Origin of the sequence: Pseudomonas sp. BNK-7, from assembly GCF_048072025.1 — a bacterium.
GTDB lineage: Bacteria > Pseudomonadota > Gammaproteobacteria > Pseudomonadales > Pseudomonadaceae > Aquipseudomonas > Aquipseudomonas danubii.
Genome location: NZ_CP182252.1, coordinates 2,408,501 through 2,435,153, shown reverse-complemented (window position 1 = coordinate 2,435,153; position 26,653 = coordinate 2,408,501). Strand labels below are relative to the sequence as shown.

Genomic DNA, 26,653 nt, shown 5'->3' with positions numbered 1-26,653 from the left:
GCGGCTCCTTAAGCGGCGGAATCGAGGACTTCGGTCAACCACTGGTTGGTGACCTCGACACGGAAGTTCGGGTTTTCGGCGGGCGGCACGTCGGTAAAGCGGATGTTCCAGTACACCTTGCCCTGCTCCAGCTGGCTGGCGGTGTTGAGTTCGGTGTCGGCGTAGACCTCGAAATTGATAATCGCGCCCTGGTTCTTCAGGTCGCGCATGAACGCCTGCAGGCCCTCGGTCACATCCTTGACATAGGTCGCGGTGATCGAGCGGTCGACCGCCCACTTGTGCCCGTAAAGGATCGCGTCCATGACGATGTCCATGGTTCGCACCCGGGTGACAAACGCCCACTTCGGATCGCTCGACAGCGTGCGGTTGCCCCACAGCCGGAAGCCCGCATCACGAATGATCGTGGTGATATTGGCGTTGTTCAGCAGGTTGGCCCGGCAAGTCTCGTCCCCATCCAGAAACTCAATGGGCCGCGTGGTACCGGTGAGGCCGACAAACTCCTTGTTCGAAGGCGATGCCCAAAAGCCGTACTCGTTGTCGGTCCAGGCGAACAAGCCCGCTGCCCAGGCCGAGGCCGGCGCATCGACGGTCGCGCTCTCACCGGTGTCCCAGTACTGAATGCCCGGGTCGACCAGATAGGCCCGCTTGGCACCGAAGTTCTTGGCGTACTCCATGGCCGCTTCGTCGGTGGTGTTAGGGCCGTCGAGGATCGCCAAGCCGCGTAGCTTGTCGGCCAGGGCAACCAGGGCTGTGCCGACCGGCAGGCCGGCGCTGTGCTTGGGAGCCACCAGCAAACGCGGCTGGGCATTGAAACGGCTCTTGCCATCCAGCAGTGCCTGCAGGCCGGTACGCTTGCCGCTGGCCAGCACCCCGCCAATGATTGCGGAGGTCTGCTGTGCTGCGTCCTGAACCTTGGCCACACCGCATGCAACGATCACCGCCTTGGCGCGCTGATAGATGGCCTTGCACGCCTTGGTGATGGCCGCATCCGGGCCCCAAGCGGCAATGGCCTCACGCTCGTTGGTGATCAGCAACAAGTCGTTGGCCTTGGCGCTGAAGTCGGGGCCTTCGGTGAAGGTGTCCACCAGGCCGATGATCGAGGACGACGGCAGCGAGATAGTCCGCGTGCCGGTGTCCACATTGGTGACGGTAACGCCGTGAAAGAAACCACTCATGGATAAGCTCCAGAAATGAAAAAGCCCCGCATGAGCGAGGCCGTGGGAGGAACAGGCGCCGAAGCGCGGAAAAGATAACGCCCCGTCGGTGCGGGGCGTTTACTCGGTTTGCTCGGCGATCCAGGGCGGCGCCGCAGGGCGGTGCTCGATCTGGGGAAAGTCAGGTGATTGCGGCCAGTCGCGCAGGGTTTGCATGTACACAAGCAGCTCCTTGAATTGCTCGCCTGTCAGCGTCGTAGGGGCCTCAACTTCCAATTGATCCCGGTGCCGCTCGCGCAGCCACATAACCGATGTCAACTCGGCATCGCGCCACTCGCGTTCCTGGGTCGCCAGATCCGGGACCACTTCGGGCACATCAACAAGATATGGCAGCCCTTGCTCATCGTGAGCACGGACCTTTCCAGGCGGAGGGTTCCCGATCACCGCCATGTAAAGCTCATCAGTGATTTCGACTGCATCGGCGGGCATAGAAGTGTGCATGCCGCGCAAGTACGTGGTTTGGGTTGTCTGGCTATAAAAGCGCATGCGGCCTCCCTCAGCTTCCGATTGCGATGTACTTAGCGCCGTTGGCAACGACACTCCCGTATGTCTTGAAGCTGACGCCATTTTTCGACAGGCCGAACGAGTAAATCGCATCCTGGTTAGATCCGACGTTCGTTTCTCCGAGATATCCGATGGCCAACGCGACATAGGCAGCGGAAGGAAACGCCATTGGAAACGACACGACTGCCGGGGTCGGACTTACAGCGCCCGTCGTCCCCCACTGAATAACCCAGCCGCCAAGCCAGAAAGGCGCTGCAATGTACCCGTTGGAAGCAAGACTGACGGAAAGCCCCCACCGCAGTTTCTTTGGTGTCGGCATGACCAAGTCGTTCGCGCTATCAAGCATCTGCGCGGTAGTTGCGACTTTTGCCGTACCCTGATTGATCTCAGTAGCTTGAGCCGCCAACGGGGCAAGAGCTGCAACGTCGATGTTTCCCTGATTGATGGGCGCGTTCCATGCCTTGATGCACCATATAACCGCAAGGTTGCGCGGGCGCGTTTCCACCCCTCCCGTTGGGTTGGTTCGCAGATCAGCGTCATCAGTGACACCGTTGCCCAGATCGCCATACACCCACGAATCAACGACGCTCCCACCACCCGAAGAGTCGTTCACTGTATGCACGTGGCTCTTGAGCATGTCGGCTTGCCAACTGCCAATAACTCGGCCCGCATCAACCCCCCGCCCATGGTCCCAGCCCCGCAGGAACTCACCCCGGGAATCAGGCAGCCGGAAGTTACCCGCGCCTTCGTTGCCTTGGTTGAATGTGGTTCCCAGGTACGCCGCCAGGTCCGGATAGGCGGCAATGCTCTTATAATTGCCATCCATCTCAAGGAACCCCGGTGGCACGCTCGCTTTGGGAAACGCCACCATCGAGCCCACCGGCAACGACGACGCCTGGGCAACCAGGGCCTCGATCTCAGCCTTGGTGTAGGTGTCGGTAATGCCATGCCCGGCCAGGGTAGTCGGATTGGTCCCGGCAATCACCCGGCCGCACTTGTCGACCGTGACATTGGCATAGGAGCCCGCACTGACACCGGTTCGCCCCGTCGCCATCTCGAAGGCCAGCGGCGTGGTGCCGAGGACAATCGGCCCGTCGGTGACTAACTGCCAAACGCTGTCACCATTGACCGTGCCGGTCTCGATACTGACGAACAGCCCCGGGGTGACCTCCAGACTGGTGTCAGCATCCTGGGCGCGTTTCCACACGCCCGTCGCCGACACGACATACAAGCCGTTGTCCTTGGCCTGGGCCTGGTTCTTCACCAGCACCCGGGCGTCGGCCGGCAGCAACACACCGTCGATGGTCTGAATCCCGTTCAACGCGATGTTGGCCGTGGTGGCCACCAGCGCCGAGTGTTTGAAGTCCAGCTTGGCCAGGGCCTCAATCACCGCATTGTCGACATATTCGCGGGTCGCCAGCACCACCGCCGGATCGATCTTCAACACGATCTGCGTGGTGTTGGCCACGATGAAGTTCATGCGGATAACCTGGGTCTTACCGGTACCCTGGGCCAGCAGGGGCTTGAAGCTCGGCGCGCAGTTGGCCACCGCCACCAGGTCGCCGTCGGCATCGAACAAGCCGATCTCGCGAATCCAGCGCCCACCCACGTCGGCCGGGATCACCTGCTCGGTGATGATGATGTTCGGGTTAGCCGGGTCAGTGCGTACCTGGTTGACCGGAGCCCGGCGCCATTCGTTGATCAGCTTGGTCTGGGTACGGTTCGGGATGGGGTCGGTGCCGTTGGCATCCCCTACCGCCATCTCCTTGAAGGTCCAGGGCACACCGAGCGCCGTAGCGTTGGCTTGTTTCGCCTCGCCCACCGCCGTGAGAATGGCGAAGAACTGACTGTTAGAGTCGATCATGGGTACACGTCCAGGGTGTCTATTTCGTCAATGCACACGACCTGGCCATAACGGCCGGTCACTTCGATATCGCGGGGTGTCGGAGGGTAAATGTCGATCACTTCGCCCTGGTCCACATAGGCGCCGTAACCGATCACCCCGGAGGTTTCCAGACTGATGGCCAGGCCGGTCATATGCCGACTGACGGGCTTGGCGTCATCGATCAGCCGGGTCAGTTCCTGATACATCTCTTCGGTGATGCCGGTATCCAGCACACCGACCTTGAGCGCAAAGGTGGCCGGTTCACCGGCGGGCACCGTCTGCCACCACTCGACCACCTCGATCAGGTAGCCCAGGGGCTCCACCACCCGGCGCAACGCACCGATGGTGCCCTTGCGGGCATGGATGAAGTGGGCCGCCCGGATCGCGTTGCGCTTCACCGTCTCGGACCAACGCGGGTCCCAGCGATCCACCGACCAGGCCCAGGCCAACTGGGGCAGCAGGTGCACCGGACAGGTCGCGGGGTTGTACAGGGTGCGTAGCACAATCGAGGTGTCGCCGGCGTTCGCAGCCTCAAGGGCCCTTTCCAGTGGCGTACTGTTGATCGGCAATAGGCTGGTCATGTCAGCCTCCCAGCGTGACGCTGTAGCCAGTGCAGTACGCCGCCTGGGCCCTGGTCGGGGCGATGTCCTGCCACCCAGACAACTCGACCCGGGCCACACCGGCCACATGCAACTGCGCATCAATGGCCGAACGCGCCACCTCGACGCCCAGGCGTCGGCGCGGGTTGACCCAGGCGGCCAGCTTCCGCTCAGCCTCGGCCAGCGCGGCATCACTTTCCGGCCCTGTCCCCTTCATGTGCAGCACCGCGTCGATGCGATACGGCAGCACCTGGGCACTCTGCACCGTGACCCGATCCCCCAGCGGACGCACGTCCTCATCGTTGAGGGCGGCCGCCACTGTCGCCAGTAGCTCAGGAGCGGCCGCGCCGTCGCCTTCCAGGCTCAGCACCGTGACCGTCACGCAGGCCGGTGAAGGGCTTTCGGCCTCGGCATCGGCCACCAGGGCCGAGGCGTTACGGGCATGCAGGATGTAGCTATTGCGCGGGCCCGCCGTGGTCAGCCCCTCATAGGCCAACTGAACACGCTCGCGCAGAGCGTCGTCGGCTTCCTTGACCTCCTCCACCGGCGGCACCGCCTGCGAGTCACCGGCCTGGATCACCAGGCGCTGCAAGTTCACGTTGGCCGCCAGGTGATCCAAGTCCGTGCCTTTGGCGTGGGCCAACAACAGCGCCTTGGCCGCATCGTTGACCCGGGCCCGTAGCTGCATATCCCCGTAGGCCGACAGCTCCAGCTGCTTGGTGACCGGGTCGCTCTCCAGGTCGGCTGTCCAGTTCTCGCCCAAGTGCCGGCGAAAGGTCGCCAACTTGCCCTGGTACAACGCTTCAAAGTCCAGGGCTTCCAGTACCTGCGGCGCCGGCAGTACCGACAAGTCCAGCATGCTCATGCCGTTACCTCCAAAACCGCGTTATTACCCAGGTACTGACCGACCAGCTCGAAGCTGATCTGGCCCCCCACCACCGCTACCACCCGCACCCGCTCCAGCTTCAAGCGTGGCTCCCAGCGCAACAGCGCCCGGGCCACCTCGGCCTGCACCGCGCTTTTCCAGCCGCCGGTCACCGGCAAGTCGACGTAGCGGCGCAGGTTGCTGCCGTACTCCGGCCGCATCCGACGGCTGCCCAGCGGCGTGGTCAGGATGTCCTCGATGGACTGCCGCACATGCTCGATGCCCGACAGCGGCTGGCCGGTGCGGCGATCCATTCCGATCATTGCGCTACTCATGCAGTTGCAGATCCGGGTGCTTGCTCAGGTACTCCAGCGCGACGCTGTCACCGGTGGGAGCGGATACCCGACCCTGGGCCACGGCCAGCTGACGGCCGCCCGGCAGGATAAGCACTCGGGAGGTATAGAGGATGTCGCGGAACACTGTAGGGCCAGCACTGGCCAATTCGTCGGTGAGTCTCTTGGGGGTGGACATGCTTTTCTCCAGGTACAAAAAAGCCGCTGTAAGCGGCTCGGGTTGAGTAACAGTTGCAGGGGAATCATTGCGGCGGAGCCGTTGCCCCAGGGCCCGGCAGCACGCCCAGGTGGGTATGGGTCGACCCAACATTCACCCCGTTGTGCTTCAAGCTCGCGCCGTTGATTTGCACTTCACCATTCAAGGTGATCTGCCCGGTCAGCGTGATGGTGTCGGCCTTGCCGGTTATGGCGCTGTCCGTCACCACCGCCGAGCTGCCACCGACCAGAATGGTCACCATGCCGCTGGGCAGGTTGATGCTGTAGCTCTTGGCCTGCCAGTCGTAAACCAACGAGCCCCCATCGTCGAAGCGCCAGACCTCGACGTGGTCGCGGTTATCCGGCTGCGCACCGGCGTTGCCGTACAGACCAGGGACGAAGGTGCCTTGTGCGGGTTCACCGCTTGGGCTGATCAAAGCCCCCTGCTCGCCCAGACTCGGCGCCCGCCAGTGCCGGGCCTTGCCTGCGGCCTGGCTGTGCCAGCGGACCCAGGCACTGGTCCAGCCGACGCCGTCAGACACTCGCACCGTCCCACCAGCGAGATCCACACCGACCACACTGCATGGGATGATCAGGCCCGCGATCATGCGGTCATGTGCAGCTGCAACGTAGCCGCTCATGGCTGGACCTCGACACGGACACCCGGGGCATCCTCTCCAAGGTTGAGTTCAAGGACACCCGCCGGCTGATCCGGCCACGGCCATTCCTCTTTGCCGAGGTATATGCCCTGGGTCCATTCCACGACCCAGACCGCGTACCCATCCAGCTCTGGCCGGGTCCAGTCCTGGGCCGACCGCACAAACTCTGCAGCGGCCACCTCGGAGCCCCAGGTCTGCATGCGCAACAGCACCGCAATCTGCGAAGCGACAAAAGCCGCTTGCTGCTGACACTGGGGCAGTTCAGACCCCACGATTACTCGCGCTTCAAAACGAGCCTCCAGCGCCGTTTCGCCAGTCATCTGATCGCTACCAGGCTCCAGCTCCACCAACTCAATCACCACCGCCGGGATCGCCACACGATCCAACAGATCGGGCATGACCGCGACATAGGCCAAGCCCGGGATGGCATCGCGAATGTGTTGCTCTATCGCTCTGTACAACTGGTCAAGGCTGAAAGGTTCATCAGACACGTTTGCCACCTCGCAAATACTTCTGCAGCTCAAAGTTCAGTTCCTGCTCGAGGATTTCCAGCAGCCTTTCATCAGCACGCTTGACCCACTCATCAAAGATCGGCCGCACGTCATCCAGCGACACCTTGGCCTTGGCCAGGGGGAAGCGGTTGTCGTTCTCGTTGATGAAGCCTGAGCGCCGCTTTCCCTCCCGTGTTTCGGGGTAGTCGCTCGGGTCGTAGTGCTTGCTGCCAGTCCGAATCCAGATGTCGGCCTGACTGCCATAGACCTTCTTGAAGAAGGCCCCCTGATAGCGCCGCCCCGCGACCGACACACCCGACCGATTCTGGCGGGCTCGACCGATCCGGCTCGACTCAATCGGGTTGATACCGAACCAGAGCTTGCCCTGTCCGTTGCTGTTGATGGGGTAAGCCCGCAAACGCTGGCGAACCGCCCCAACGGCAATGCGCTCCTTGCTGCTGACAGCCCTGGCGATGTAGGTCCGCAACCAACGCAAGGTCTTGTTGATCGCCCGGCGCTGGGCCGCTGCCGCTGCCTTGGGCACCACGGCCGCAAAGTCCTTGAACGCCTGCATATCGACGGCCGAGGGCTGCAGTGTGATCATGCCTTCGCTGGCCGATTGCCGAGCATAGCTGCCGATGCTCATGGATTGATCCTCAGAATAAGGCTGACCAGGCCGTCGCCTCCTGGCTCAATCAGAACCAAGGTGTACAGGCCACCTCCATCGTGCGCGGGCAGATCGATGCGCACCTGCTGACGTACCTCTACCCCCTCGGCATCCGATACACGGATCACCAGATGTGGCTCGCGCAGGCCCGTATTCATCTTGCCGAGCTTGGGTTGCAGCCAAGGCGCCGAAAACATCCCCAGCACCTCGCGGCCTTCGATATAGGCCGTATCCCCCAGCGCCTCAAACACCGCATCGTCGGCATCGGCGACCAGCTCGCGAATGCCCACGGCTACATCTCCAGCAGGATCTGCGCCAATGGCCGCGTGCACAGGTGCAGCGGGTTCGACTGCGCTTCGCCGGCCATGCCCTTGCCGAACGGCATCGGCTCGATCTTGCTGTAGTACGGCAGGCCCTCGGTGTTGACCGTCTCCATGTAGTCGGCCGGGGCAAACACCGAGATGTACAGATCCGGTACGCCCTCGGGGATCAGCAGGGCCTTGTCGTCATGAACAAATGAAACCCCAGCAACCTTGCCGCGATAGCGCTCCCAGACGATGCCGCCGAACTCGAAGCTCTCGCGGGCATCACCCCGCAGTGCTGCAGCCTGCTGGGTGTTGAGGAAGGTTTGCTTGACCTTCTCGTGGACGATCAGCTTGTTCCAAAAGTTCTTGCCGCAGAAAGCCCGTGCTCCGGTGCTGGTGATACTGCCCAAGGCATCCTCTTGCAGGTCCAGGGCCTCGCCGCATTTGACGCGGATTTCAGTGGCAGGATCGTTGAGCCCCATCGGCATCTTTTTACGAGTCACCCCAAAGGTCTTGTAGATGTCCAACAGCACCGTCTTGCCGTCCGCATCGAGGATCTGGCCGTTCAAGGCACCCATGCGCTGGAATTCGTGGGTGGCGTCCAACTGTCGACGACACTTGGCCAGGCGTTTGTTAACCACGTCTTGCACCGACTGCAGCTCGCTGCGGGTACCGAAGGCGCGGATGCCCTGGATCTCGTCGGCCTTGATGGCGAAGCGTTCCGGCAGGTGCACGGTGTTAAACGGGATCAGGTTGCGCTTGCTACCACCGACCACCAGGCCCGAGGTGCCACGCTCGCCCGCAGGGACCAGGGCGATGGTGTCGCCGTCCTTCTCGATCTGCACTGTCAGGGTGGTAATACCCTGCTCCTGAAACAGACCCAGGCTGCTGATACGACCCGGGAGATACTCCTGATCGTTGATCGCCGCCGTCAGCGAAGAAACAGAAAACGCATCGTCGTTAAAGATCTCAATGTCAGCCATGAAGCTATCTCCAGAAAGCAAAAAACCCGCAAAGGCGGGCTCGGTGAACGAGGATGAATCGCCCTAGCGGACGAACACAAAATGAGTGGCCAGGGCCTTCTCGGCGGCTGGGTCCAAGCCGGTCAGGTGCGCTTCGCTGACCTCGGCCAAACGCACCACGGCGCGACCACGGCGGACTACATCCGACTCGCCCAAGGGACCGTAGAGGATGGCTTGGGCGTTTTCGCTACCGTCCTCGGCGTTCGGGTTGTAAGGGGCAAACTCACCGGTAGCCACCACCAGGCCGAGGATCTGCCCCGGCTCCAGGGCTGGGCCCGCCGCCACGTTGATGGCTTCGCGGGAAATGGTGCCGCGCCCTTCGGACAGCAGGAATTCACCCGCGTGCATCGGCTCACGTTGAATGGTCATGGTCTAACTCCTTTTGCGGATGGGTTTCGTGCAACTTGGCGAGCGGCCCAGATAGAGGGCTGATCAATCTGTTTGGCCTGCACTTTGGGTGGTGGATCTGCTTCGAGCGGCAGGCTGTTGTCGATCTCAAAACCCTTGCCGCTGCCCACCAGCTTGTCGAACAGCCGCGCCCGCACAGCGGCGGCATCCAGACCGGCCGCCACATACTCGGCACTGAACTCAGGCAAACGGGCGGCCACGCACAGATCGTTGATGGCTTTGGCCCGGGTCAAACCCGCCTGAACAACGGCCTCGCTTTCCAGCTGGGTGGACTTCAACAGCGGCTCGATCAGGTTGCTGATACCGGCAGCCGTGCAGCGCTGGGTGACGAGCAGCGCAAGCTGCGCGGCATCCACCACCGGAACCGGCTCTGGCGGATCGGCTGGCACCTGCGGATCGGGCTGCGGCGCTTCATCCAATTGGGCCAGTAGCTCAGCCGGCGCATTGTGAAAGCGTTGCAGCGCGGCGCCCTGGCCCAAGCAAGCTTTGACCGTGACGCCGTCGCCCACCTCGTCCGCCAGGCCCAGGGCCACCGCCTCGTTCGCCGTCAGCCACGTTTCGGCATCAACGAGGCGCCGCAGCTCCTCCTCATCGATGTCCGGTGCCTTGGCCTTATAGGCGGCGATGATGGCTTCCATGGTCTGGTCGAGTACCTGGGCCACCTTGCGAAAATCCTCGGCATCGCCCGAGGCGTAGGTCCAGGGGTTGTGAATCATCAGCATGGCATTGGCCGCGATCACCACCCGATGAGCGCCGCACACTGCCACGCTGGCAGCACTGGCGGCCAGGGCGTCGATACGGCCGGTGCAGCGCTCCCCCAACCGCGACAGCGCGTTGTGAATGGCCAGGCCGTCGAACAGGTCGCCGCCGATGCTGTTAAACGCGGCGATCACCGGAGACGCCCCGTCGTCCAGGGCTCGCAGATCCTGCACAAACTGATTGGCCGTCACGCCCCAGGTGCCGATCTCGCCATACACGAAGACTTCAATGCTGCGCTGTTCGGCTTCGCCACTGGCCCGCAGGGTGTACCAGGATTGGTCCTTGACCGGCACCAGCTTACCGGCGGCGTCATAGACGCGGACCTGAGTTTTCTTGCTCATGGTTGCTCCTTGTCGTCGACAGGATCGACGACTTCGTGAGTTCTGTAGTTGAGTTTTAGGCGCTCGGCCCTTTCCTGATCCGCCGCGTTCTCGGCGTCGACCGTTTCCGCGTCGTAACCCGTGCGCAGCACCATCTCGCTGCGCGAGGCAAAGCCGGCCTGCACTTCCATGCGTCGGGCTTGAACGTCCTGCACTGGCTGGATGTAGGCCCAGCCTTGAGGCACCCAACGGGTACGCAGGTAATCACGGCGACGTTGCGCGTAGTCCTCCAGCTGCAGCGCGCCCGAGAGCACGGCCATGTCCATCCAGGCGGCCCGAACAGGGCGGCACAGCTGGTGCACGTAAACGCCGAACTGCAGTTGCTCCAGGCGGCGCCGAAACTCGTTGAGCACCACCCGCAGCGCCCGGTCGTTGATCTCGCGCATGTCGCCGGTGAGGATCTCGTAGGGCGTGCCGGTACCCGCTGCGGCGGCCATCAGTTGCTGCCGCATGAAGTCGGGGTAGTTGTTGCCCGCGTCCGGCGGCTTGGAGAACTCGACCTCCTCACCCGGCCCCAGCTCCTGCATCGTCCCCGGCTCCAGCGCCACCATCGGTGTGAAGCCATCCCGATCCGCCATCAGCGGCTGGCCGGTGACTGGATCTCGCGGCGCCGGCCCCGTCTCCGGCGTCGGCCGCGAGATGAAACCGGCGAACAGGTTCGCCACCTCCTGCCGGAACAACACCGCATCGTCATAGTTGTCGAGGCTGCGCAGGCGCTTGAGCACCGGCGACAAACGCGGAACACCGCGCAACTGGCCCGGCTCTATCGGTTCAAAGATGTGCAGCACCTGGGACGCCGGAACCCGTACCAGCTGGTTAAAGCCGCCGTTCAACGACGAGGAGTCCCCCGGGTGCGAGCGATACATCCAGTACGCCACCCGCTTGCCCGTGGCGTTGAACTCGATCCCGGCTCGAATGACATTGCCGTCGCGGGTACTTTCAAACTTGTCATGAGGCACGAACTCCGGCGCCAGCAGTTGCAATTGCAGCGGCACCGCCAAGCCTTCGTTCAGACTGCGAGGACGCAGGCGCACAAAGCACTCGCCCGACGTCTCGACCGTTCGAGCCGCCAGGGCCTGCAGGCCATAGAAGTCGGTCAACTCATCGGCGTCCGACTCATCCACCCAGTCCTCCCACAGCTCCTGCAGCAGCTTGCGCAAGTCGTGGTCATCCGTCCGTGGCCTGGGGTTGATCCCGGTGCCAATCAGGTTGCTGACCCGCTTGTCGATCACGTTGAACGCATATGGGTCGTTGCGCACCGCCGCCCGGGAACGCGAGCGCAGGTTGCGCAAGGCCGGGGTGTTGATGGTGTTGATGCCGTTGTCGGGGGCATCCCAGCCCGAGGAACGGCGCCCCTCTCCGGCGCCCTCGTAACTGGCCTTGATATTGGACGGCAGCAAGAAACCGTTACGGGTCAGCGTCGGAAAGTGGCGAGCCATTACAGTCCCTTGCCTCCATGGAAAAGTCGGATCACGCGGGCGCGTGGTCCGGCGGCTGCACTCAGGCTGCCCCGGATCTCCTCGCGGGCCCTGAGCAGTTCATCCACCGTGCGGTACTCCACGGTGCGGTCGCCATAGCGCACGGTTTTCTCACCGCGAGCGATAGCGCCCTCGATAGCGTCGAGGTGTTTCTGGGTAAAGGACATATCAGCGTCTCTTCAGATAGCCGCTAGTAGACATACGGCGTTGAGGGGGTGGAGCTGCTGGCCGGGGCATGACCGCTGGGGCGGTCGGCTGAACCACCGGTTCAACGACTGGAGCTGGTTTTGGCTCATCAGAAACAGACTCCACCTGCGCAGGTGCCGCGGTTGCCACTTCATCGAACAGCCCGGACTGGGCCATGGCCTGCCGCACGCGGTCCCAGTCGGATTCAAGGTAGCGATTGATGCCCAAGTAATGCGCCATCGCCAGGCAGTACACCATCAGGTCGAGCGCCTCGTTTCGGTCGGCCTTGCCCTTCACCCACTCGATGCGCTTGTGGCCTTTGACGTAGCGCGCCACCTTGCTCTCGGCCACGCACTGGTCGAAGAACTCATCGGGCAAGTCATTGGCAAAGTGCAAGGCACCCGGCCCGCTCTCGAAGGGATAGCGGTTATAGATCCAGTCCTTGGCGGTATCGGTACCGACAAACCAGAGCTCGGCGCCATTGCGTTCGGTCTGGCCCTTCCAGGTCACGTCCACCATCGACGGCCGCTGGGCGATCACAGGCCGGCCTGGCTTGCTAGCACCCTTGATGGCGAAGACGCTGCGCCAACGGCGGAGCCGGCAGAACTGATAAACCTCATCCGTGTGATGGCCGCCCGAGTCGACACCAGCGGCAAGGATCGCCAGACCGACGCCGCAGGGGTGCCGGTAACGCGCCTTGAGCTTTTCATCCAGCACCGCCCAAGTCTGCTCATTCGCCGGGTCGCCCCAGATCACCTGGTGGTCGATCACCCAGCGCTCCATGCCGACACCGAAGCCCATCACCATCAGTTCCAGGCGGTTGGCCTGTACGTCGACAGCGGCGGTTAGCATCAGAACACCGGCTGGCATCGACCCGAGGCAATAGCTTTCGAGGCGTGCCCGATCCCGCAGCACATGCGCCTTGGTCTGCTCTTGCGCGCTGTCCCACACCTTAGCAAGCCGGGTGTTATAGAACACCTGCATCGGCTCCAGATCGCCCTTGGCCTGGGCTTTCTTGGCCTTCTCAAACTGACGGGCCAAGTCGCTCCACTCCTTCCAACCTGGGGGCGAGTACAAGGCATTAAGGTGGAAACCAACCGTTTCGCCATCGCCTTGGGCATGCGATCGCCATTCACCGTTGGCCAACATCCAGCCTTTGTGGTGTTCCTCGATCAGAACGTCACAATCCAACCCGGACGCCGCGCACTTGTAATGTACGACGCTGAAATCGGCCGAGTAGAGTAGGTTTTCCCACTCAAGTACCTGCATATGCCCACAATACGGACACGGCACGTAGTAGTAACGCTGGTCGCTGGACTCGAACAGATCGCTGATTCGCGAGGCCCCCTTGATGGTGGGTGAGCTAGAGAAGTAGAACTTGGCGTTACGGCCAAAGGTACTACCCCGGGTCTCTGCCAGTTCGACAGGGTCGCCCTCTTCGCCAACGTCCACTTCCCAGCGGTCAACCTCATCGCCGTACACATAACGAGCCGACAGCTCGGACAGGTTGGCCGCAGAGCCCGCCGTGGTTACATACAAAGAACCACCTTCGAACTCCTTGGTGTCCATGGTGTTGCGCGAATCCCGCGACCGACTGGAGGCCACCCGTTCGTTCAGAACAGGCGTGGCCAGGATGGTCTTGCCGATCCGCGAGGAAACCCGCTTGGCCAAGGTCAGGCTCGGCAACAGCGTGAGGATGTTGGACGGTGCCATATGGATCAACCCACCGATCCAGTTCAGGGCAATCTGGGTTTTCATCAACTGCGAGGCCACCATCGTCACCACGCGCTTGCACGGGTGAGCAGGTGATAGGCAGCGCATGGGCTCTCGTGCGTACGGCGTCCTATCCGTGCGGTACTTGCCGGGCTCTGCGGCCCCCGTATCACGAGGGATACGCATGTACTCATCTGCCCATTCGTCAACCCACAGTTCCGGGTCAGGCTTGAGTCCTCGGCAATACGCATCGCGGTACACCTCTGCACCGTCTGCATATTCGGTAAGCATAGGGTCAGCTCTGTTTCATGGCTTTTTCGAGATCGTCAGCAGTCATCCGCGCAGCGTCCTCAAAGACGCGGCGGAACTCAGCAGTTAGGTGTCTTTCTATTTCCCAGGTGTCGGTCATCGCGACCATCTTTGCCGCCAGTTGTGGCGACAGACCAAGCATCAGATCACGCAACATGCGCCCTGCGACGTAGGCCGCATCGGCGACCGCTTTGCGGTCCACCAGATTGCCCTGAACCCTGTGAAACTCGGCCTCGGCCAACTGGGCCAGGTAGTACTCGCGATGTGCTCGGGACTTCTGAAAGTCCGGCCCCTTACTGGGGGGCAGCACCGCAGGTGTTTCGGCGCTCGGGAGTAGCTCGCTGCGCACGTCGCGCTCAAGCCGAGCCTCTTCGTGCCGGGCCGCAACGGCCGCTTTACTGGGATCTGCCGAGCCGGCGAGCAGGGCCTCAGTCGCTTCCAGCTCGACCCTGCCATCCTCGGTCAGCACCAACCGGCCTTGCTTGGCCAGCTTGGAAACGTACGATTTTGCCCAGCCACGCCGCATCGCAAAGTCCGATTTGCTGATTACGGTCATGTCTTCAATGTCCAGTTAACCCAATGAATACGGGGTGTTCACCAGTTCACCTCCAGTTCACTAAGCTGGTGAACCAGTGACTAACGAAGTCCCGCGGGTTTCCGACCCCGTACCCTCGGGAGCTTCCCAGGGTCCCCGGCGATTTTCTGTGGCTCGGGGGCAGATCCATCCCGCTCGACTAGTATCTGTTGACTATCTGTCAGAGGGAGAGACGTTGTGGAAATGATTACCGTGCGCTCTAGTGCGATGAACGCCGTTGGCTACGATCCAGCAACGAGAAGAATGAGAATCCGCTTTGAACAAGGTCACTCTTACGATTTTTGCGGTGTCCCTCCAGCCATACACAATGGCTTGATGGCAGCAATGTCCAAAGGCACCTACTACAACCGGCACATACGTGACCGTTATAGGTGCTGAACGTCATCTTCCATTTGGAAAGACGGACATCCCTGCACTGATCTCAGCTGCAGGGAATCCGCGAGTTCGCTAACCCGTGTAGGGGCCGGCCCCGGGGGAGGACCCAAAATTCTGGAAATCCGGCCGGGCCCGCCGGGGCCACGCCCCTACCATTCAGGCCGTCCCGCCGCTGGGTGGCTGCTCCGAGACGCCGATTCGCTTCGCCGCCCACCGCTCGTACAGGCCAATGGCGACATCCGCCCCGGCCATCGCCGTCAGGCAGCCAAAGGCGCCCGCCGTCCAAACCGATACACCGGCGCCGATCAGAAGCATCATTGCTGCCATCCCGCAGACGATGCAGGCACCGGACCGCAGCGCGAGACGCCGCACCAAGGCCCAACCTCGCGCCCCTTCCTTGTCTGCTCGCCACATCTCCCCGGAGACGCCGCCTACCAGGGAAAGAACGATCACCAACCAGATCGGCATCTCTGCCAGCGCTTGTTGCTCATTAGTCATGTTGTGCCTCGAATGATTGAGCGCGGCAGACGCCGAAAAAAGAAAACCCCGCCAGGGAAGGCAGGGTTTTCAGTGTCCTGGCTTGCGCCAAGGCGGGGGGTGCACAGCACGTGCTCGGTGAGCGCCAAGGCGCAGATTGCATATCGTGGGGACTTTTTACCCCCTGAGTACGGAACCGAAAAGGGGGCGTTTTCGGTTAACTCGCTCGACGCAACTTTGACGCAACTTTGACGCAGGTTTGAGGCAAATCGCCCCGACGAACGGTAAGCCACTTACGGCCTGCCGCTCTCGTCGTCAGCACCTCCAACAGGCGCAGATGGAGCGCATGCACGTGGTCGTAGTACGTTTGCTTGGCCCCCGAGGTAAGCCCAATCAAATGCATCTGCATCGAAACGGTTGGCGCTGGGTCATCCCCATAACGCAGGCCGGCCAAACGCATCAACCGTTCCCCCCGAGCATCTTGTCTACCGATCTCAGCCAAGGCGGCAGTGATCTCTTGAGCAACACCATCAGGGCCGGAACCAGAACCCAGGAGAATCCGAGAACCAGGCGTCCCACGTGGGGCACAGCCCCCCCACTCCATGATGGTCCCCATGGGGCTCCCCATACTGCCGCTATCACCATTCAAGCGGCATTGCTGCCCCCAGTGCCGCAACAGATATTCGATTTCGTCGATCACGGTGATTACCTCAGCCCTTCATTTCGCCTTACATGCGTGACCTTGCCCGCTCTCTCTGCAGCGTTTTATCCAACTCACGCTCCACCGCTTCTGCACGATTGACCAAAGGCTCAAGCAGTTTGAGAGCTTGCAGGTACTCCGGCAGACGGTTGCTCACCAGAATGTAATCAATGTTCGACTCATCGATATTCACGTCGAACATATACGCAACACCGGGCAGATGCCCCTCTGGCAAATCGTTCTCTGAGTCATAACGGCGGTAGAACTTGTACGCACCCGAGACCTCGTCATAAAGACTGAAGCCCAAGCCACGCATCAGATCGTCCCAGTCCTCCCAGTTGGCCAGTTCTGGCGTCAACATGCTCTCCAAAGTCTCAGCGACCAGTACCAGTTCCCCATTTTCAACTTTATAAACAGCCATTTTTTACTACTCCTTGCTTCTGTCGGTTTGTCGGAATTTTGTCGGATTACTGTCGGAATACTTTTAACCATTAAAAACAGCTACTTAAGCTCATATTCCGACAATCCGACAGGTATTTAGAGATTTTCTCGCCTGTGTATACGCGCACATGAGCAATCCTAAAAAGTCTGTCGGATTGTCGGAATGCCAATATTCATTGAGCAAAACCCGTGTTTTTTGATTGTCGGAATGTTGTCGGAATGTCGGAATCAGAAATCCCCCGGCATAGGCAGTGATCGCCTATCGAAAGCCGTCGCAAACTTCCGGCATTCAAGCCCAGCCTTACCTGCCCAATCGCGCCCCAAGGTCTGTTTCTCAGCAAGGAACGCCGGCGTCACGTAGATTCGCGTCGTCTTGAAATCATCACTCTTGGTCGGATAACGAATGTCCGGTCGAGCTTGCTTCAAGTCCCGCACAGCCTCCTGGGTGAAGTCACGTTGTCGTCGCTTGAACTCATTGGCTCCGTCACACCACTTGCAGAACGCCCGCCAGAGGTCCTCTTGGGTAACAGCGGCGGTCACAGGGAACTCAGTCTCGCCAGCCAGCCATCGCCGCACGAAATACCGCGGCGCAGGCAAACTGCCATCGATCAGGCCCTGCTTCTCCTCGTTCAAGGGAGGCTTGGAGTGCGGACCGAAACCAGTCAAGTCCAGGTTCATCAGGTAGTGGTAAAACGCCTCAATGCCGCCGTTATCAATCTCATCCACCAAGGCTATGAAGTAGTCCGGCGGTGGTACTCGATCAACATAAAGCACCAGGTAGCGCCGATCCCCGTCATCCAGTGCCAGCGGCACCGTCGAGTTGGATAGGAACACGAAATTGAGGTGGTTGCGCTCCTCCCTGACCGGCATGTTCTTCTCGTTGATCTGTAACGTCTCGCCCGTCACAAGGTGCTTGAGCACGCCCTTGTAGTGACGCATTTCCTCGCGGCTGACAACCTCCTCGGCCAGGGCAAACAGCTTGCGGCTCTGCCAGCCTGTGAACTGGCTTTCCAACTGGGCCTGACCGATGGTGGTACCGTAGTCGCCGTAGATTCGACGCAGAACCTTTTCCCACAGCAAGCTCTTACCTGGGCCCTCGGCACCGAACATCACCACGGCGGTCGCCATTTTTGTCCCCGGGTGCTGGAGCGGATAAGCAATCCACTTCAACAGGAATAGGTATTCGTCAGTCCGGTTGTTGCAGAGCAGCCCCAAGTGCTTGCGAATCAGCAAACACCCATCCGCCCCCCGAGGATCGGGTTTTGCGTGAAAGCCGTCGTAAAGGTTCAACATCAGCGGCCCGCATTGCTCGGTGGGATCGAATACGACGTCTTGAGCCATGCGCCGATGCTCGCTTTCCTGCCACCACTTGTAGCGCGTCCGCCCAACGGCCTCACGGATAGCCGACAGCTTGATCATCCGCGAGCGTGCGCAATCCCACGCCACGTCCATTCCATAGATCACTACGAAGTCACGAAGCAGCTCCTGCTCACTGATGCGGAACCCTCCCCCCTCCCCGGGGGTGTGAGTAAGCGCTTTTTCGCCTGGTACTTCGCACTCAGAAGAAGGGGCGCGGGGAAGAAGCTCGGGGGACGTTGCGTAAATATCACCAGAGTCATCGGGAGGTTGTGCGGATGCTCCAGGCTTCAAAGACCCCAGCAACTGCTCACGTACTGCATCCAAACCAGACTTGCAGTGCAGGTCGTTCCAGTCGATTGCCATTTATGCCTGCTCCAATGAAATCGGAAAGGCCGCGAAGCCACCATTGGCCGAGGCAGCCGCTTCGGCCTTGGTCCTACCTGGATTGCCTTTCGCATCGGGATCATCGTCACCGGCCACCAGCAAACGAGCAGCGGGAAACTGGCCACGAAGCGCCCGAGCAACAGCTGGAAGGTTGCCCGAGTCGACAGCCATCGCCACGGGCCAGGCCAAAGCCATATGCACACTGGCAGACGTGGCGTATCCCTCAGCAAGCGCGATATCTAGCGGGTCATCGACAGGGCCAAGAACATGGAAGCATCCAGACTTACGCCCGTACTTGGGAAACAGCTTGGTGCCCTGTGCGTTGATCGCCTGCAAGCTCCAGAGCTTTCCTGAAGCATCCCGTAATGGCACAGCAACTGTGCCCGGCTTGAATACAAGGAAGCTCAGCGAGTCTGGTCGAGGCTTGGGCAAGCTATTGAAGAACTGCATGGCGTTGCTGCCCGACCAGATCTGGCAGCGCTTGTTGTGATCGTCAATCGACAGAATCACGGTGTTTTTGAAAAAGCCGATACCGAACGCACCGACCTGTTTCCGATCCAGGTAAGGGCTGTGGCCTTCCGGCTGGCAATGTTCTGTCCAGATCTTCTGGCAGCAATCGGCGACAAGTGCCCGCATCTCCTCAAGCAAAGCCTCATCGGCTTCAACCTCGGCCTGGCGCTGCTTACGCCGCAACTCTGCTTCAGCCGCGAACCGCCGCTTTTCCTCAGCGGTCATTTCGGTCTTGTCGGGCCGCCAGCCAGCGTCGAGCGCCATCTTGAGGACTGTGCCCATGCCTGTGCCGGCTTTCTTGAACGACTTCCACACTGACAAAGCCGCCTTGCCATCGTATGTCTTGCTGCTCTGGCTCCAGATATTCCAGGGCCCATAACCGTCTTGGCCAAACTCAGACTTCAAGCCCATTCCAACCTCGACCCAGGTATCACGCTGGTCAGGGCTGATGTACTGCAAAAGGGCTGGAAGGTCGTGGAGTTGAAGCGGGATTTTATCGCCGCTCATCGCCGAGCCTCTCGCAGTTCCTGGCAACTGACACAGGTCTGGCAACCCCGGACCATCTGCTGGCGAAGGGACGGGATCGGATCATCGCAGTCTTCACAGAATTCCGCGCTGGCGGCGGTCGTCGCTTGCCGCTGGCGGCGGCTCAACGCCACTTGAAGGAGGTACTCGGCCTGATCGTTGGCCCGGTCGATATCATCAGCCACGGTCGCGTCCCTCCATGGCTTGGCGGGCGCCCGCCATGATCCCTAGTACTGCACGGATCACATCGACGCCATGCTTATCCAGGGTCGCTACTTCGTGCGGCTCCCAGATGCTGTCAGCAGCCCCGGCATGCATGCTTGAAACAAACTCACCGGTTTCCGCGAGCAACTTGCCGACGGCCTTGAGCGCATCACCTGTAGCAGGCACCGGAACTGGCTTGTACCAAACAACCCCAGCCGGACGCATCAGCGCATCGAGCAATGGCGGGTACTGAGTAAGCCTAATGACCTCTTCAAGGTCATCAGGGGTCAGCCAGCGGCGCTCCTCATCGAATTTCAGCTTCTTCTGCAACTCGTCGTACTCCATGACCATGTCATGGGCCAGCGAGGTGATTCCGCCGTGATAATCGCGCCCGGCACGATAAAGTGCCTTGCGCAAAGAAAGGACCGGACCCGCGTCCGGCAACAGATCTGTGCGACTCATAACCGTAAATGCCCCTGTTACGGTGTAGCCAGACGTTAGGGCACGCCCTATCATCCAACCCACGACCGGTGTGCTGTGCGAATCGTGCTGTGCAGCACGGCTCATCGTTCCAGTCGATCCGGGGAGTTCTTGTGGTGAGAGGCCCCGGACCGACGCGCCTTGTAGTGAATTGCATGTAACTGTGTAGCTCGCTGCAGCCGGCCTGTTTTGGCCGGTGTTTCAAGTGGCGGCATGTATGTGCTGGTGCCGCCACCGCTGGGCCGGGGAAATCTTGTGGTGAGAGGCCCCGGACCAGCATCCTTATTGCTCGCCGTGCAGACCTATACGTTTATGCGGCACTTTTCCTAGGCTGCATTGCTCGCTCGGCATAAAACCGTTCGATAGCCTTGCCAAGCTCGTGCCTGACATCCGCCCCCTTGATAGCCCTGCTAATAGTGGGCTGAGTCGTTCCAACCTCAAGAGCAATAGCCTGTTGAGATAAACCAAGGGCTAATAGCGCTTTCAGCATTTCTTGGATGGACATGTTGTTCACCATGCGTTTGCCTGCAACAAATCATACGCAAACGAATAGACCCATGCAATACAATCGCTAATGCATTTAAACATCAGGGTCCTAAAATGATTGGTAAACGAATAGCCGAACGCATGGCCGAGCAAGGATTCTCTGAATCTGAACTAGGTCGCCGGGCTGGAGTGCCACAACCGACCGTCCATAGGATCATCACCGGGGAGTCCTTAAGCCCACGACAGCTAAATATTGAAAAGATTGCCAAAGCACTTGGAGTGAGTGCTAATTGGCTGTGGACAGGAAAAAAGGACCTTCCTTTCCCGAAGAATTCCTCCGTGGAAGAACCGCTCCTTATCGCTTCAGAGCCAGCAAAAACAGGCTCTATCGCTAAACGACGCAGGGCACGAGCTAACACGACAAAGCTTGAAATCAAGGTCGTTAAGAACTCTGAATCTAGTAGTACATTCACTTCCCTTGAGCCCGAAAAACTACTCAGGAACGCGGTTCAAGAACTCCTAGACGACTACATCAGTGAGATCTATCAGGAAGAGCCTATGCTCATTGAGGCCCTGAAAACCTACCGAATTGCTGAGCTGAAGCTGCTGTTGACCCACCCCCTCCCCGAGTAAGGCACAATCCGACGGAAGGACATACCTCCTATCGTCACACCTATACGAAATACTCGAAACGCATAATTTATTCGATAACGTATAGACAACGCAAAAACGTATGTATAACCTCATTCGTACTCCTCTCACCACGAGTACGAATCATGCAAACGACTACACAGCACAGTCCTACCCGCTCCCGCTGCCCGGTGTACCTCCACCCAGCAGCATGCACCAGCCCCGCCGCCGTCGAAGCCATCCAGCGCCAGACCGGCCTGCTGGTGATCGCCAAAACCCGACGCACCGCCGCTGCCAAACCGGTAGACCTGGGCCCGTTCGGAGGTGACGCAGCATGAAACCATTGCTGATCGGCCTTGCCGGCCCGGCTCGCTCGGGCAAATCCACTGCCGCTGACCACCTGGTGCGCAACCACCTGCTGGAGCACTACGCCTTCGCCGACCCGCTGCGCTCTGGGCTCATGGAGATCTTCAACCTCGACCCGGACGACTTCGAAGGCGAGCGCAAAGAGCAGTCCCTGGCCTGGCTTGGCCGGTCCCCGCGTGAACTGATGCAGTCGATGGGCACAGAGTGGGCGCGCCAGATGGTGCACCCAGACGTGTGGGTGAGGATCGCCGAGCAGAACCTCAACTACCTACAAAACTCGCTGTCGAGCGTGGTCGGCTTCGTCGTCAGCGACGTTCGCTTCGAAAACGAAGCCGAATTTATCCGCCAGCGCGGCGGCACCATCATCCATATCGAGCGACCCGACGCGGCGAAAGTGAACCCGCACGTCAGTGAAGCCGGCATTCACCTCAAGCAGCCCGACATGACCGTTCTCAACACCCGGGACCGAGAGCATCTGCGGTGCCTGATAGACAACTGCGTTGTAGTCATCCGGCGTCGCTCCCTGGACCAGACCGCAGCCTGAGGTGGCCACCATGAACCGCACCCTGGACGAAACAGCGGCAGTGCTCGGGATCAAGCCCCGGGCCTTCCGCGCACAACTCCGCGAGCTGCGCATTCTTTCCAAGGATGGCGACCTGGCCAGCCACCACCGCGACCAAGGCCACCTGTTTTCAGACCCGCGCAGCGTGCAGATCGGCAAAACCGGCCGCTACAAGCACTACGCCGTCGTCATGGTGACCGAGGCAGGTGTGCCGTGGCTGGCAAAGAAACTGGGCATCACCATCACGAACAAGGACGCCGCAGCATGAAGACCAACTACTTCAACGCCTACACCCAAGCACTCGGCGCCCTGGCCCTGATCCCGATCTACCTGACCAGCCCCGGCACCGTGAGCAAAGCCACCCTGATCGGCACCGCGAACGAGGCCACGCTGGCTCTGGCGAGCATGCCCGCCTGTGCGGTCGAGTTGGCGGAGGTTTATCGGTGCGTCAGCAGCGTGATCCAACCCGGCCAGATTGCTTACGTCACCCCGACCAATGTCCCCGAGACACCCTTCGGCGCTGTCGTGGCGGATGAGCGCGGCCTGATCTGCGCCGCCGCCCGAGGTGCCAGCAAAGAGGGGCTGGCGGAACTGATCCGCCTCAAGCTGCAGCCCGCCGACGTGGGGGCCGGGGAGGCAAGCGCATGAGCGACACCCTCGACCAGCTCCGGCGGCAGTTTGCTACACCCTGCCCCACCCTGGCGTCCGTTCGGGAGCAGTACTTTTCGCACATTCGCACTGACCGGCATCTGCTCAGCGAAATCAAAAAGGGTCGGGTGAAGCTGATTGTGACGCGCCTTCACGGGTCTGCACGCGCCAAACCCGTGGTTTACCTGCACAACCTGGCCGCCTACCTCGACGCCCAAGCGGAGAAAGCCGCGGCCTGACAACGGTGGCCCCTGCCGTCCAGGGGCGAACATCCAGTGAGACACAGCACATGAAACCAACCGACACCGCCGAATTCATCGGCGAACTCAACGCCGGAGTCTTCGCCAGCCAGATCGGCCACGCGCTTTCAGAAGTCGCTGCAGGCGTGGTTGATCACAGCAAGGTCGGCACCGTGACCATCACCTTCACGCTGAGCCAGATCGCATCCAGCCATCAGGTGACCGTCAACCACAAGCTGGCCTACAAGGTGCCAACCAAGCGCGGCAGCCGCAGCGAGGACACCACCCTCGACACGCCGATGCATGTCAACGAAGGCGGGCGCCTGACCCTGTTTGCCGAGGCCCCAGGCCCGGGGCAGCTGTTCGACCGGAACGACGCACCGATTCACGCCAAGTCGTAACCCCAGCTCCATATCTCTCACCACAGAAGGAACCGATCCATGGAAGCCCAAGCAGTTCAGTTGATTCAGGACACCGCCATTCTGGCCAACGCAAAGCCACTGGACACGCACACCCCAACCCTGGTGCTGCCGTCCGGCCAGAAGATCCACAGCATCGAACAGTTCCAGCCTCTGCGCAGCCGCTTTCGCGGCGAGCTGGTCACCCATTCGCTGCACGACTTCGGCAACTACGTGCAACACCACAGCACCGAAGCTGCAGCCGCCGGCTTCGTTGACGCAGAACAGATGCGCTGCACCGTGTACTTCAACCTGGGTGACATCACCGCCCCCGGTCACGGCGACTTCACCGCAACGCTGAACCTGCGCAAGACCGCCGGGTTTCAGGCCCTGGAGCGCGCCGCCACCGCGACCTTCCAGCAGAAAGACCTAAGTGACTGGATCGAAGACTGGGCCCCTAACCTGGCTTCCCTGGCCGCCGATGACTCCCCCATCGACTTGCGCAAAGCCGCGAGCGCCATTCGCTCGATCAGCATCGAGCAGGCCCGCAAGAGTGAGCACGTCGTGGGCGACCTGAGCGCATCGCGCTCCGCCATGGACCAGATCGAGGCCAAGTCGTCCGAAGGGCTGCCCGCCGAATTCCGTTTCACCGTCGAGCCCTACGAAGGGCTCACGGCGAGAACCATCCGCTTGCGTGTGGCGGTACTGACCGGCGGCGACAAGCCATTGCTCAAGCTGCGCTGGATCGGCGAGGAACAACTGCGCGAAGACCTGGCCCAGGAATTTAAAGAAGTCGTCCAGGCCGATGTGGGCACCGCTGCAACGCTGACCATCGGCAGCTTCAAGCTGGCGTAACCACCTGCAACACCCCGCCGCCGTCCTCTCACCACGTTACACATCCGGCGGCGGGCTCTAACGAGGATCACAGCACATGCAAACTCAACACCTGATCATCATCGCCATAGGCCAACTGGTTGGGCTGGCCTTACTTACCTACTTCATCCGCAGGGCGTTCCTGCGCGCCTTGGCACGTGCCACAGCAGAGGACCGCGACCGGATCTATGCCCTGAACAACGATCTGGCCCGAGCTGTCGAGGCCCGCGAGGAACTGAAACAGCAACTCGCCGACCACAACACCCGCCAGCGCCAGCTCAAGGCGCAACCCTTCACCCTGGAAGACCACCAGACCCTGATCAGCATCGCCCAGGCCCTCAGCCTTGCTGCTTCGACCTACAAGGCGATCCCAGGGACTGCCCCCGTCCAGGCCAAAGCAGATGCCCTGGCCGCCCAAGCCCGCGCCCTGGCGTATCGGGTCTTCCACACCGTCACCGCGGCTACCGCGCATAACGGCGAATCGCTGGACACCCAGCTCATTGAATGGCTCAACACCCACGGCGACCTCTGGGGCAGCCTTGAGAACAGCACCATCACCTTCCCGCATGAGGCAGACACCGAGGGCTATCCGCATGTACGCGAAGCACTGAGGGAAGCCTACGAACTGCACCAGCAGCGTGAAGCCGGCACACTTGGCCAGGAGTACGCGGCATGACTAACCAGCCTCCAGCGACCACTACTCCGCAAATTGCCCCTACTGACGAACTGAATGCACTCCGGAGAAATCTGGACCGTTTCGCGTGGCTACTCGCCGAAGGTGTTCTGATTCTGAAAGAGGACAACCCGAGCGCCGCCGACTGGTTTGCCCAAGCAGAAGCCGACCTCACGGTAATTCACGATCAGGGCTTGTGCGCAGATCTGCCCCTTGAAAACGACGCTGCCGTCGCAGCAATCGAATTCGCCCTAAAGGACGACGACGGCTTGATCTTCCTGCGGCTCTGGCACGGAGGCGAATTCGACGTCATTCGCGCCGAGTGGGAGAACGTACCCGACGAAGTGTTCATCGGCGCCGACCCGCTGTTTCAGCCCACAGTTGATGTTCCGGAACGCGCGGCTGCATACCCGCAAGTCCGGATGGTGCTGGCGCACAAACACACCTGCGCAAATGTACAGCCAGGATCGACCAGCACGGACGCTTGTGACTGCGGCGCGATGACCGATGGCAAGCCTGTAGAAGTCGAGCAGAGCGCGCCGGTTTACCAACTGCGAAACAATGTCCTCGCTACCAACTGGCGCGATGCCGACAAGGCTGCTTATGACAGCGTTGGCGACAACCCAAGTTACGAACGCCGTGTTCTATACACCCACCCAGCCGAGCAGCCCGTACTGGCTTCCGATCAATGGCCCAAGCTGGAAAAACCTGCACTGGTGGGCGCCGGACGATTCAGCATCGGCTTGTCCGCTCGCCTGGTAGTCGAGGCTGCGCAGCGGCACTACGAGTACGAAACAACGCCAGAGAACGAAACGCTGCGTATTGCGACGGGCGAAAACTTTCTGGCGCTACTCGCACAGCTTGAGCAACTGCGGGGGTTGCGCCCGGCAGTTCCCCCTCGCCCGCCGGAAGGCAATGGATTACCCCGCTACGGCCTGCGCTGGAACGGTCCCCAGCAGCCGCTCGCGACACCGATGGACGACGGCTACTGGACGCCATGGCACCTGGCCAACGAGCTGCTCAAGGATGCCGAGCGGTATCAGTGGCTACGCTCCCGCGACCTCGAAACCATCAGCCATGGCGGCGTATTCGCCGGCTTGACCCCTCAGAACATGGTTCTCAACGAGGAAACTCTTGACGAGGCTGTTGATGCAGCCATGGCCAAGGAGGTGCAGCCATGATCCTCCCCGCACTGCTCTACCTCACATGGAACATCTACACGGGGCCAAGGCCATGAACTCAGCGATCACTTACGCGAAAGCCTGTCTGCACCGTGCGATAAACCAGGGCGACAAGGTAATGACGATCTCGACGCTTGACCTCAAGGACGTCCTGGCCGAGCTGGAGAAGCTGGTGACCCGCCAGAACCCTGCGCGCCCAATCGCGCCACTCGTTGGCTGGGCTGATCCAGAGAAGATCCAGCAAATGCGCCAGGGCCAGCGCCGATACCTCACCGTCAGCCGCAAGAAAGGCGAGACGTTCACTCAACAGGTCTGCGCCTCAACGATGAGTCCGAGCGATAGAGGTGGATATGTTTCTGACACCTGAAGAAGTGGCCGAACTGACGGGCTACAAGCGCTACGGCGCCCAGATCAGATGGCTGACAGCCCACAAATACGGTTTTGCAGTTGGTGGAGATGGTCACCCGAAAGTCCTGCGGCAGGTTGTGATCGGCAGGATGGGTGGGGTTCAATCAAGGAAGGAGCCGGAGCTTCGGCTGGGGTGAGGTGAGAACA

General features: G+C 60.9%; 38 protein-coding genes. 13 read left to right on the top strand and 25 right to left on the bottom strand.

Annotated features, from left to right (window positions below; genetic code table 11):
- Window positions 1–8 precede the first annotated feature (8 nt).
- From ACMGF8_RS11255 to ACMGF8_RS11170, 18 genes are all read right to left on the bottom strand, one after another.
- Window positions 9–1,175 (bottom strand): phage tail sheath family protein, encoded by a 1,167-nt coding sequence (locus tag ACMGF8_RS11255; RefSeq protein ID WP_102863720.1) that lies wholly within the window; start codon window positions 1,173–1,175, stop codon window positions 9–11.
- A gap of 99 nt (window positions 1,176–1,274) precedes the next feature.
- Entirely contained in the window at window positions 1,275–1,700 is a 426-nt protein-coding gene (locus ACMGF8_RS11250) for a phage tail assembly chaperone (protein ID WP_416759630.1), read from the bottom strand.
- A 10-nt stretch (window positions 1,701–1,710) separates the two neighbouring features.
- Complete coding sequence (locus ACMGF8_RS11245; RefSeq protein WP_416759628.1) at window positions 1,711–3,582, bottom strand: phage tail protein; 1,872 nt, start codon at window positions 3,580–3,582, stop codon at window positions 1,711–1,713.
- A complete protein-coding gene (locus ACMGF8_RS11240) occupies window positions 3,579–4,184 on the bottom strand; it encodes a phage tail protein I (protein WP_416759626.1) in 606 nt (201 codons plus the stop codon). The genes ACMGF8_RS11245 and ACMGF8_RS11240 overlap by 4 nt, the downstream gene beginning before the upstream one ends.
- A gap of 1 nt (window position 4,185) precedes the next feature.
- Window positions 4,186–5,067 carry a baseplate assembly protein gene (locus ACMGF8_RS11235; RefSeq protein WP_416759624.1) on the bottom strand — a complete coding sequence of 294 codons (882 nt, stop codon included), beginning with the start codon at window positions 5,065–5,067 and terminating at the stop codon, window positions 4,186–4,188.
- On the bottom strand, window positions 5,064–5,390 hold the full coding sequence (locus tag ACMGF8_RS11230; protein WP_072444073.1) for a GPW/gp25 family protein: 327 nt from the start codon (window positions 5,388–5,390) through the stop codon (window positions 5,064–5,066). Before ACMGF8_RS11230 ends, ACMGF8_RS11235 begins: the two co-directional genes overlap by 4 nt.
- A 4-nt stretch (window positions 5,391–5,394) precedes the next feature.
- Window positions 5,395–5,598, bottom strand: coding sequence for a hypothetical protein (locus ACMGF8_RS11225; protein ID WP_416759622.1), 204 nt, complete (start codon window positions 5,596–5,598; stop codon window positions 5,395–5,397).
- 64 nt (window positions 5,599–5,662) lie between these two features.
- Complete coding sequence (locus tag ACMGF8_RS11220; RefSeq protein WP_416759620.1) at window positions 5,663–6,256, bottom strand: phage baseplate assembly protein V; 594 nt, start codon at window positions 6,254–6,256, stop codon at window positions 5,663–5,665.
- Complete coding sequence (locus tag ACMGF8_RS11215) at window positions 6,253–6,765, bottom strand: hypothetical protein (RefSeq protein WP_416759618.1); 513 nt, start codon at window positions 6,763–6,765, stop codon at window positions 6,253–6,255. Before ACMGF8_RS11215 ends, ACMGF8_RS11220 begins: the two co-directional genes overlap by 4 nt.
- Window positions 6,758–7,411 carry a hypothetical protein gene (locus tag ACMGF8_RS11210; RefSeq protein WP_161467337.1) on the bottom strand — a complete coding sequence of 218 codons (654 nt, stop codon included), beginning with the start codon at window positions 7,409–7,411 and terminating at the stop codon, window positions 6,758–6,760. The genes ACMGF8_RS11215 and ACMGF8_RS11210 overlap by 8 nt, the downstream gene beginning before the upstream one ends.
- Window positions 7,408–7,722, bottom strand: coding sequence for a hypothetical protein (locus tag ACMGF8_RS11205; RefSeq protein WP_416759616.1), 315 nt, complete (start codon window positions 7,720–7,722; stop codon window positions 7,408–7,410). Before ACMGF8_RS11205 ends, ACMGF8_RS11210 begins: the two co-directional genes overlap by 4 nt.
- A 2-nt stretch (window positions 7,723–7,724) precedes the next feature.
- Window positions 7,725–8,720, bottom strand: coding sequence for a major capsid protein (locus tag ACMGF8_RS11200; protein ID WP_416759614.1), 996 nt, complete (start codon window positions 8,718–8,720; stop codon window positions 7,725–7,727).
- 63 nt (window positions 8,721–8,783) lie between these two features.
- Window positions 8,784–9,128, bottom strand: coding sequence for a head decoration protein (locus ACMGF8_RS11195; RefSeq protein ID WP_416759612.1), 345 nt, complete (start codon window positions 9,126–9,128; stop codon window positions 8,784–8,786).
- Entirely contained in the window at window positions 9,125–10,267 is a 1,143-nt protein-coding gene (locus ACMGF8_RS11190; protein ID WP_416759610.1) for a head maturation protease, ClpP-related, read from the bottom strand. Before ACMGF8_RS11190 ends, ACMGF8_RS11195 begins: the two co-directional genes overlap by 4 nt.
- Window positions 10,264–11,745 carry a phage portal protein gene (locus ACMGF8_RS11185; RefSeq protein ID WP_416759608.1) on the bottom strand — a complete coding sequence of 494 codons (1,482 nt, stop codon included), beginning with the start codon at window positions 11,743–11,745 and terminating at the stop codon, window positions 10,264–10,266. The genes ACMGF8_RS11190 and ACMGF8_RS11185 overlap by 4 nt, the downstream gene beginning before the upstream one ends.
- Window positions 11,745–11,951: a phage head-tail joining protein gene (locus ACMGF8_RS11180; RefSeq protein WP_047287306.1), complete on the bottom strand. Its 207-nt coding sequence runs from the start codon at window positions 11,949–11,951 to the stop codon at window positions 11,745–11,747. Before ACMGF8_RS11180 ends, ACMGF8_RS11185 begins: the two co-directional genes overlap by 1 nt.
- Window position 11,952: 1 nt before the next feature.
- On the bottom strand, window positions 11,953–13,974 hold the full coding sequence (locus tag ACMGF8_RS11175) for a phage terminase large subunit family protein (protein ID WP_416759606.1): 2,022 nt from the start codon (window positions 13,972–13,974) through the stop codon (window positions 11,953–11,955).
- A gap of 4 nt (window positions 13,975–13,978) precedes the next feature.
- Window positions 13,979–14,548, bottom strand: a complete 570-nt coding sequence (locus ACMGF8_RS11170; protein WP_416759604.1) for a terminase small subunit — start codon at window positions 14,546–14,548, stop codon at window positions 13,979–13,981.
- 222 nt (window positions 14,549–14,770) lie between these two features.
- Here ACMGF8_RS11170 and ACMGF8_RS11165 point away from each other — a divergent pair, with 222 nt between their 5' ends.
- A complete protein-coding gene (locus tag ACMGF8_RS11165; RefSeq protein WP_123394691.1) occupies window positions 14,771–14,965 on the top strand; it encodes a KTSC domain-containing protein in 195 nt (64 codons plus the stop codon).
- Between the two features lie 153 nt (window positions 14,966–15,118).
- On the opposite strand, the gene ACMGF8_RS11160 is transcribed toward ACMGF8_RS11165, so the two are convergent.
- The 7 genes from ACMGF8_RS11160 to ACMGF8_RS11130 form a co-directional block, all read right to left on the bottom strand.
- The gene (locus ACMGF8_RS11160; protein WP_058436810.1) at window positions 15,119–15,460 is read right to left on the bottom strand and encodes a phage holin family protein; all 342 of its coding nucleotides are present in this window, start codon (window positions 15,458–15,460) and stop codon (window positions 15,119–15,121) included.
- Between the two features lie 707 nt (window positions 15,461–16,167).
- Window positions 16,168–16,560 (bottom strand): hypothetical protein, encoded by a 393-nt coding sequence (locus ACMGF8_RS11155; protein WP_414159874.1) that lies wholly within the window; start codon window positions 16,558–16,560, stop codon window positions 16,168–16,170.
- 248 nt (window positions 16,561–16,808) lie between these two features.
- Window positions 16,809–18,302 (bottom strand): DUF5906 domain-containing protein, encoded by a 1,494-nt coding sequence (locus ACMGF8_RS11150; RefSeq protein WP_416759601.1) that lies wholly within the window; start codon window positions 18,300–18,302, stop codon window positions 16,809–16,811.
- On the bottom strand, window positions 18,303–19,340 hold the full coding sequence (locus tag ACMGF8_RS11145) for a PriCT-2 domain-containing protein (RefSeq protein WP_416759599.1): 1,038 nt from the start codon (window positions 19,338–19,340) through the stop codon (window positions 18,303–18,305).
- Window positions 19,337–19,543: a TraR/DksA C4-type zinc finger protein gene (locus ACMGF8_RS11140; protein ID WP_416759597.1), complete on the bottom strand. Its 207-nt coding sequence runs from the start codon at window positions 19,541–19,543 to the stop codon at window positions 19,337–19,339. Before ACMGF8_RS11140 ends, ACMGF8_RS11145 begins: the two co-directional genes overlap by 4 nt.
- Window positions 19,536–20,024 carry a phage regulatory CII family protein gene (locus ACMGF8_RS11135; RefSeq protein WP_416759595.1) on the bottom strand — a complete coding sequence of 163 codons (489 nt, stop codon included), beginning with the start codon at window positions 20,022–20,024 and terminating at the stop codon, window positions 19,536–19,538. The genes ACMGF8_RS11140 and ACMGF8_RS11135 overlap by 8 nt, the downstream gene beginning before the upstream one ends.
- 328 nt (window positions 20,025–20,352) lie before the next feature.
- Window positions 20,353–20,547, bottom strand: coding sequence for a helix-turn-helix domain-containing protein (locus ACMGF8_RS11130; protein ID WP_265532294.1), 195 nt, complete (start codon window positions 20,545–20,547; stop codon window positions 20,353–20,355).
- 95 nt (window positions 20,548–20,642) lie between these two features.
- On the opposite strand from ACMGF8_RS11130, the gene ACMGF8_RS11125 reads away from it, so the two are divergent.
- The 12 genes from ACMGF8_RS11125 to ACMGF8_RS11070 all read left to right on the top strand — a co-directional run bounded on the left by ACMGF8_RS11125 (window position 20,643) and on the right by ACMGF8_RS11070 (window position 26,643).
- Window positions 20,643–21,161, top strand: coding sequence for a helix-turn-helix domain-containing protein (locus ACMGF8_RS11125; protein ID WP_416759593.1), 519 nt, complete (start codon window positions 20,643–20,645; stop codon window positions 21,159–21,161).
- A gap of 143 nt (window positions 21,162–21,304) precedes the next feature.
- On the top strand, window positions 21,305–21,496 hold the full coding sequence (locus ACMGF8_RS11120) for a hypothetical protein (protein WP_416759591.1): 192 nt from the start codon (window positions 21,305–21,307) through the stop codon (window positions 21,494–21,496).
- Window positions 21,493–22,068, top strand: coding sequence for a deoxynucleotide monophosphate kinase (locus ACMGF8_RS11115; RefSeq protein ID WP_416759589.1), 576 nt, complete (start codon window positions 21,493–21,495; stop codon window positions 22,066–22,068). Before ACMGF8_RS11120 ends, ACMGF8_RS11115 begins: the two co-directional genes overlap by 4 nt.
- A 10-nt stretch (window positions 22,069–22,078) precedes the next feature.
- Complete coding sequence (locus ACMGF8_RS11110; protein WP_077934327.1) at window positions 22,079–22,354, top strand: phage antirepressor KilAC domain-containing protein; 276 nt, start codon at window positions 22,079–22,081, stop codon at window positions 22,352–22,354.
- Window positions 22,351–22,734: a hypothetical protein gene (locus ACMGF8_RS11105; protein WP_416759587.1), complete on the top strand. Its 384-nt coding sequence runs from the start codon at window positions 22,351–22,353 to the stop codon at window positions 22,732–22,734. The genes ACMGF8_RS11110 and ACMGF8_RS11105 overlap by 4 nt, the downstream gene beginning before the upstream one ends.
- Window positions 22,731–22,973, top strand: coding sequence for a pyocin activator PrtN family protein (locus tag ACMGF8_RS11100; RefSeq protein ID WP_174394873.1), 243 nt, complete (start codon window positions 22,731–22,733; stop codon window positions 22,971–22,973). The genes ACMGF8_RS11105 and ACMGF8_RS11100 overlap by 4 nt, the downstream gene beginning before the upstream one ends.
- Window positions 22,974–23,023: 50 nt before the next feature.
- A complete protein-coding gene (locus ACMGF8_RS11095) occupies window positions 23,024–23,374 on the top strand; it encodes a hypothetical protein (protein ID WP_102879044.1) in 351 nt (116 codons plus the stop codon).
- 39 nt (window positions 23,375–23,413) lie between these two features.
- On the top strand, window positions 23,414–24,226 hold the full coding sequence (locus ACMGF8_RS11090; RefSeq protein WP_416759584.1) for a DUF2303 family protein: 813 nt from the start codon (window positions 23,414–23,416) through the stop codon (window positions 24,224–24,226).
- Window positions 24,227–24,302: 76 nt separating this feature from the next.
- Window positions 24,303–24,920: a hypothetical protein gene (locus ACMGF8_RS11085; protein ID WP_416759582.1), complete on the top strand. Its 618-nt coding sequence runs from the start codon at window positions 24,303–24,305 to the stop codon at window positions 24,918–24,920.
- A complete protein-coding gene (locus ACMGF8_RS11080; protein WP_416759580.1) occupies window positions 24,917–26,098 on the top strand; it encodes a hypothetical protein in 1,182 nt (393 codons plus the stop codon). Before ACMGF8_RS11085 ends, ACMGF8_RS11080 begins: the two co-directional genes overlap by 4 nt.
- A 52-nt stretch (window positions 26,099–26,150) precedes the next feature.
- Window positions 26,151–26,465, top strand: coding sequence for a hypothetical protein (locus tag ACMGF8_RS11075; protein WP_416759579.1), 315 nt, complete (start codon window positions 26,151–26,153; stop codon window positions 26,463–26,465).
- The gene (locus ACMGF8_RS11070) at window positions 26,449–26,643 is read left to right on the top strand and encodes a DUF4224 domain-containing protein (protein WP_065364539.1); all 195 of its coding nucleotides are present in this window, start codon (window positions 26,449–26,451) and stop codon (window positions 26,641–26,643) included. The genes ACMGF8_RS11075 and ACMGF8_RS11070 overlap by 17 nt, the downstream gene beginning before the upstream one ends.
- Window positions 26,644–26,653: the final 10 nt, after the last annotated feature.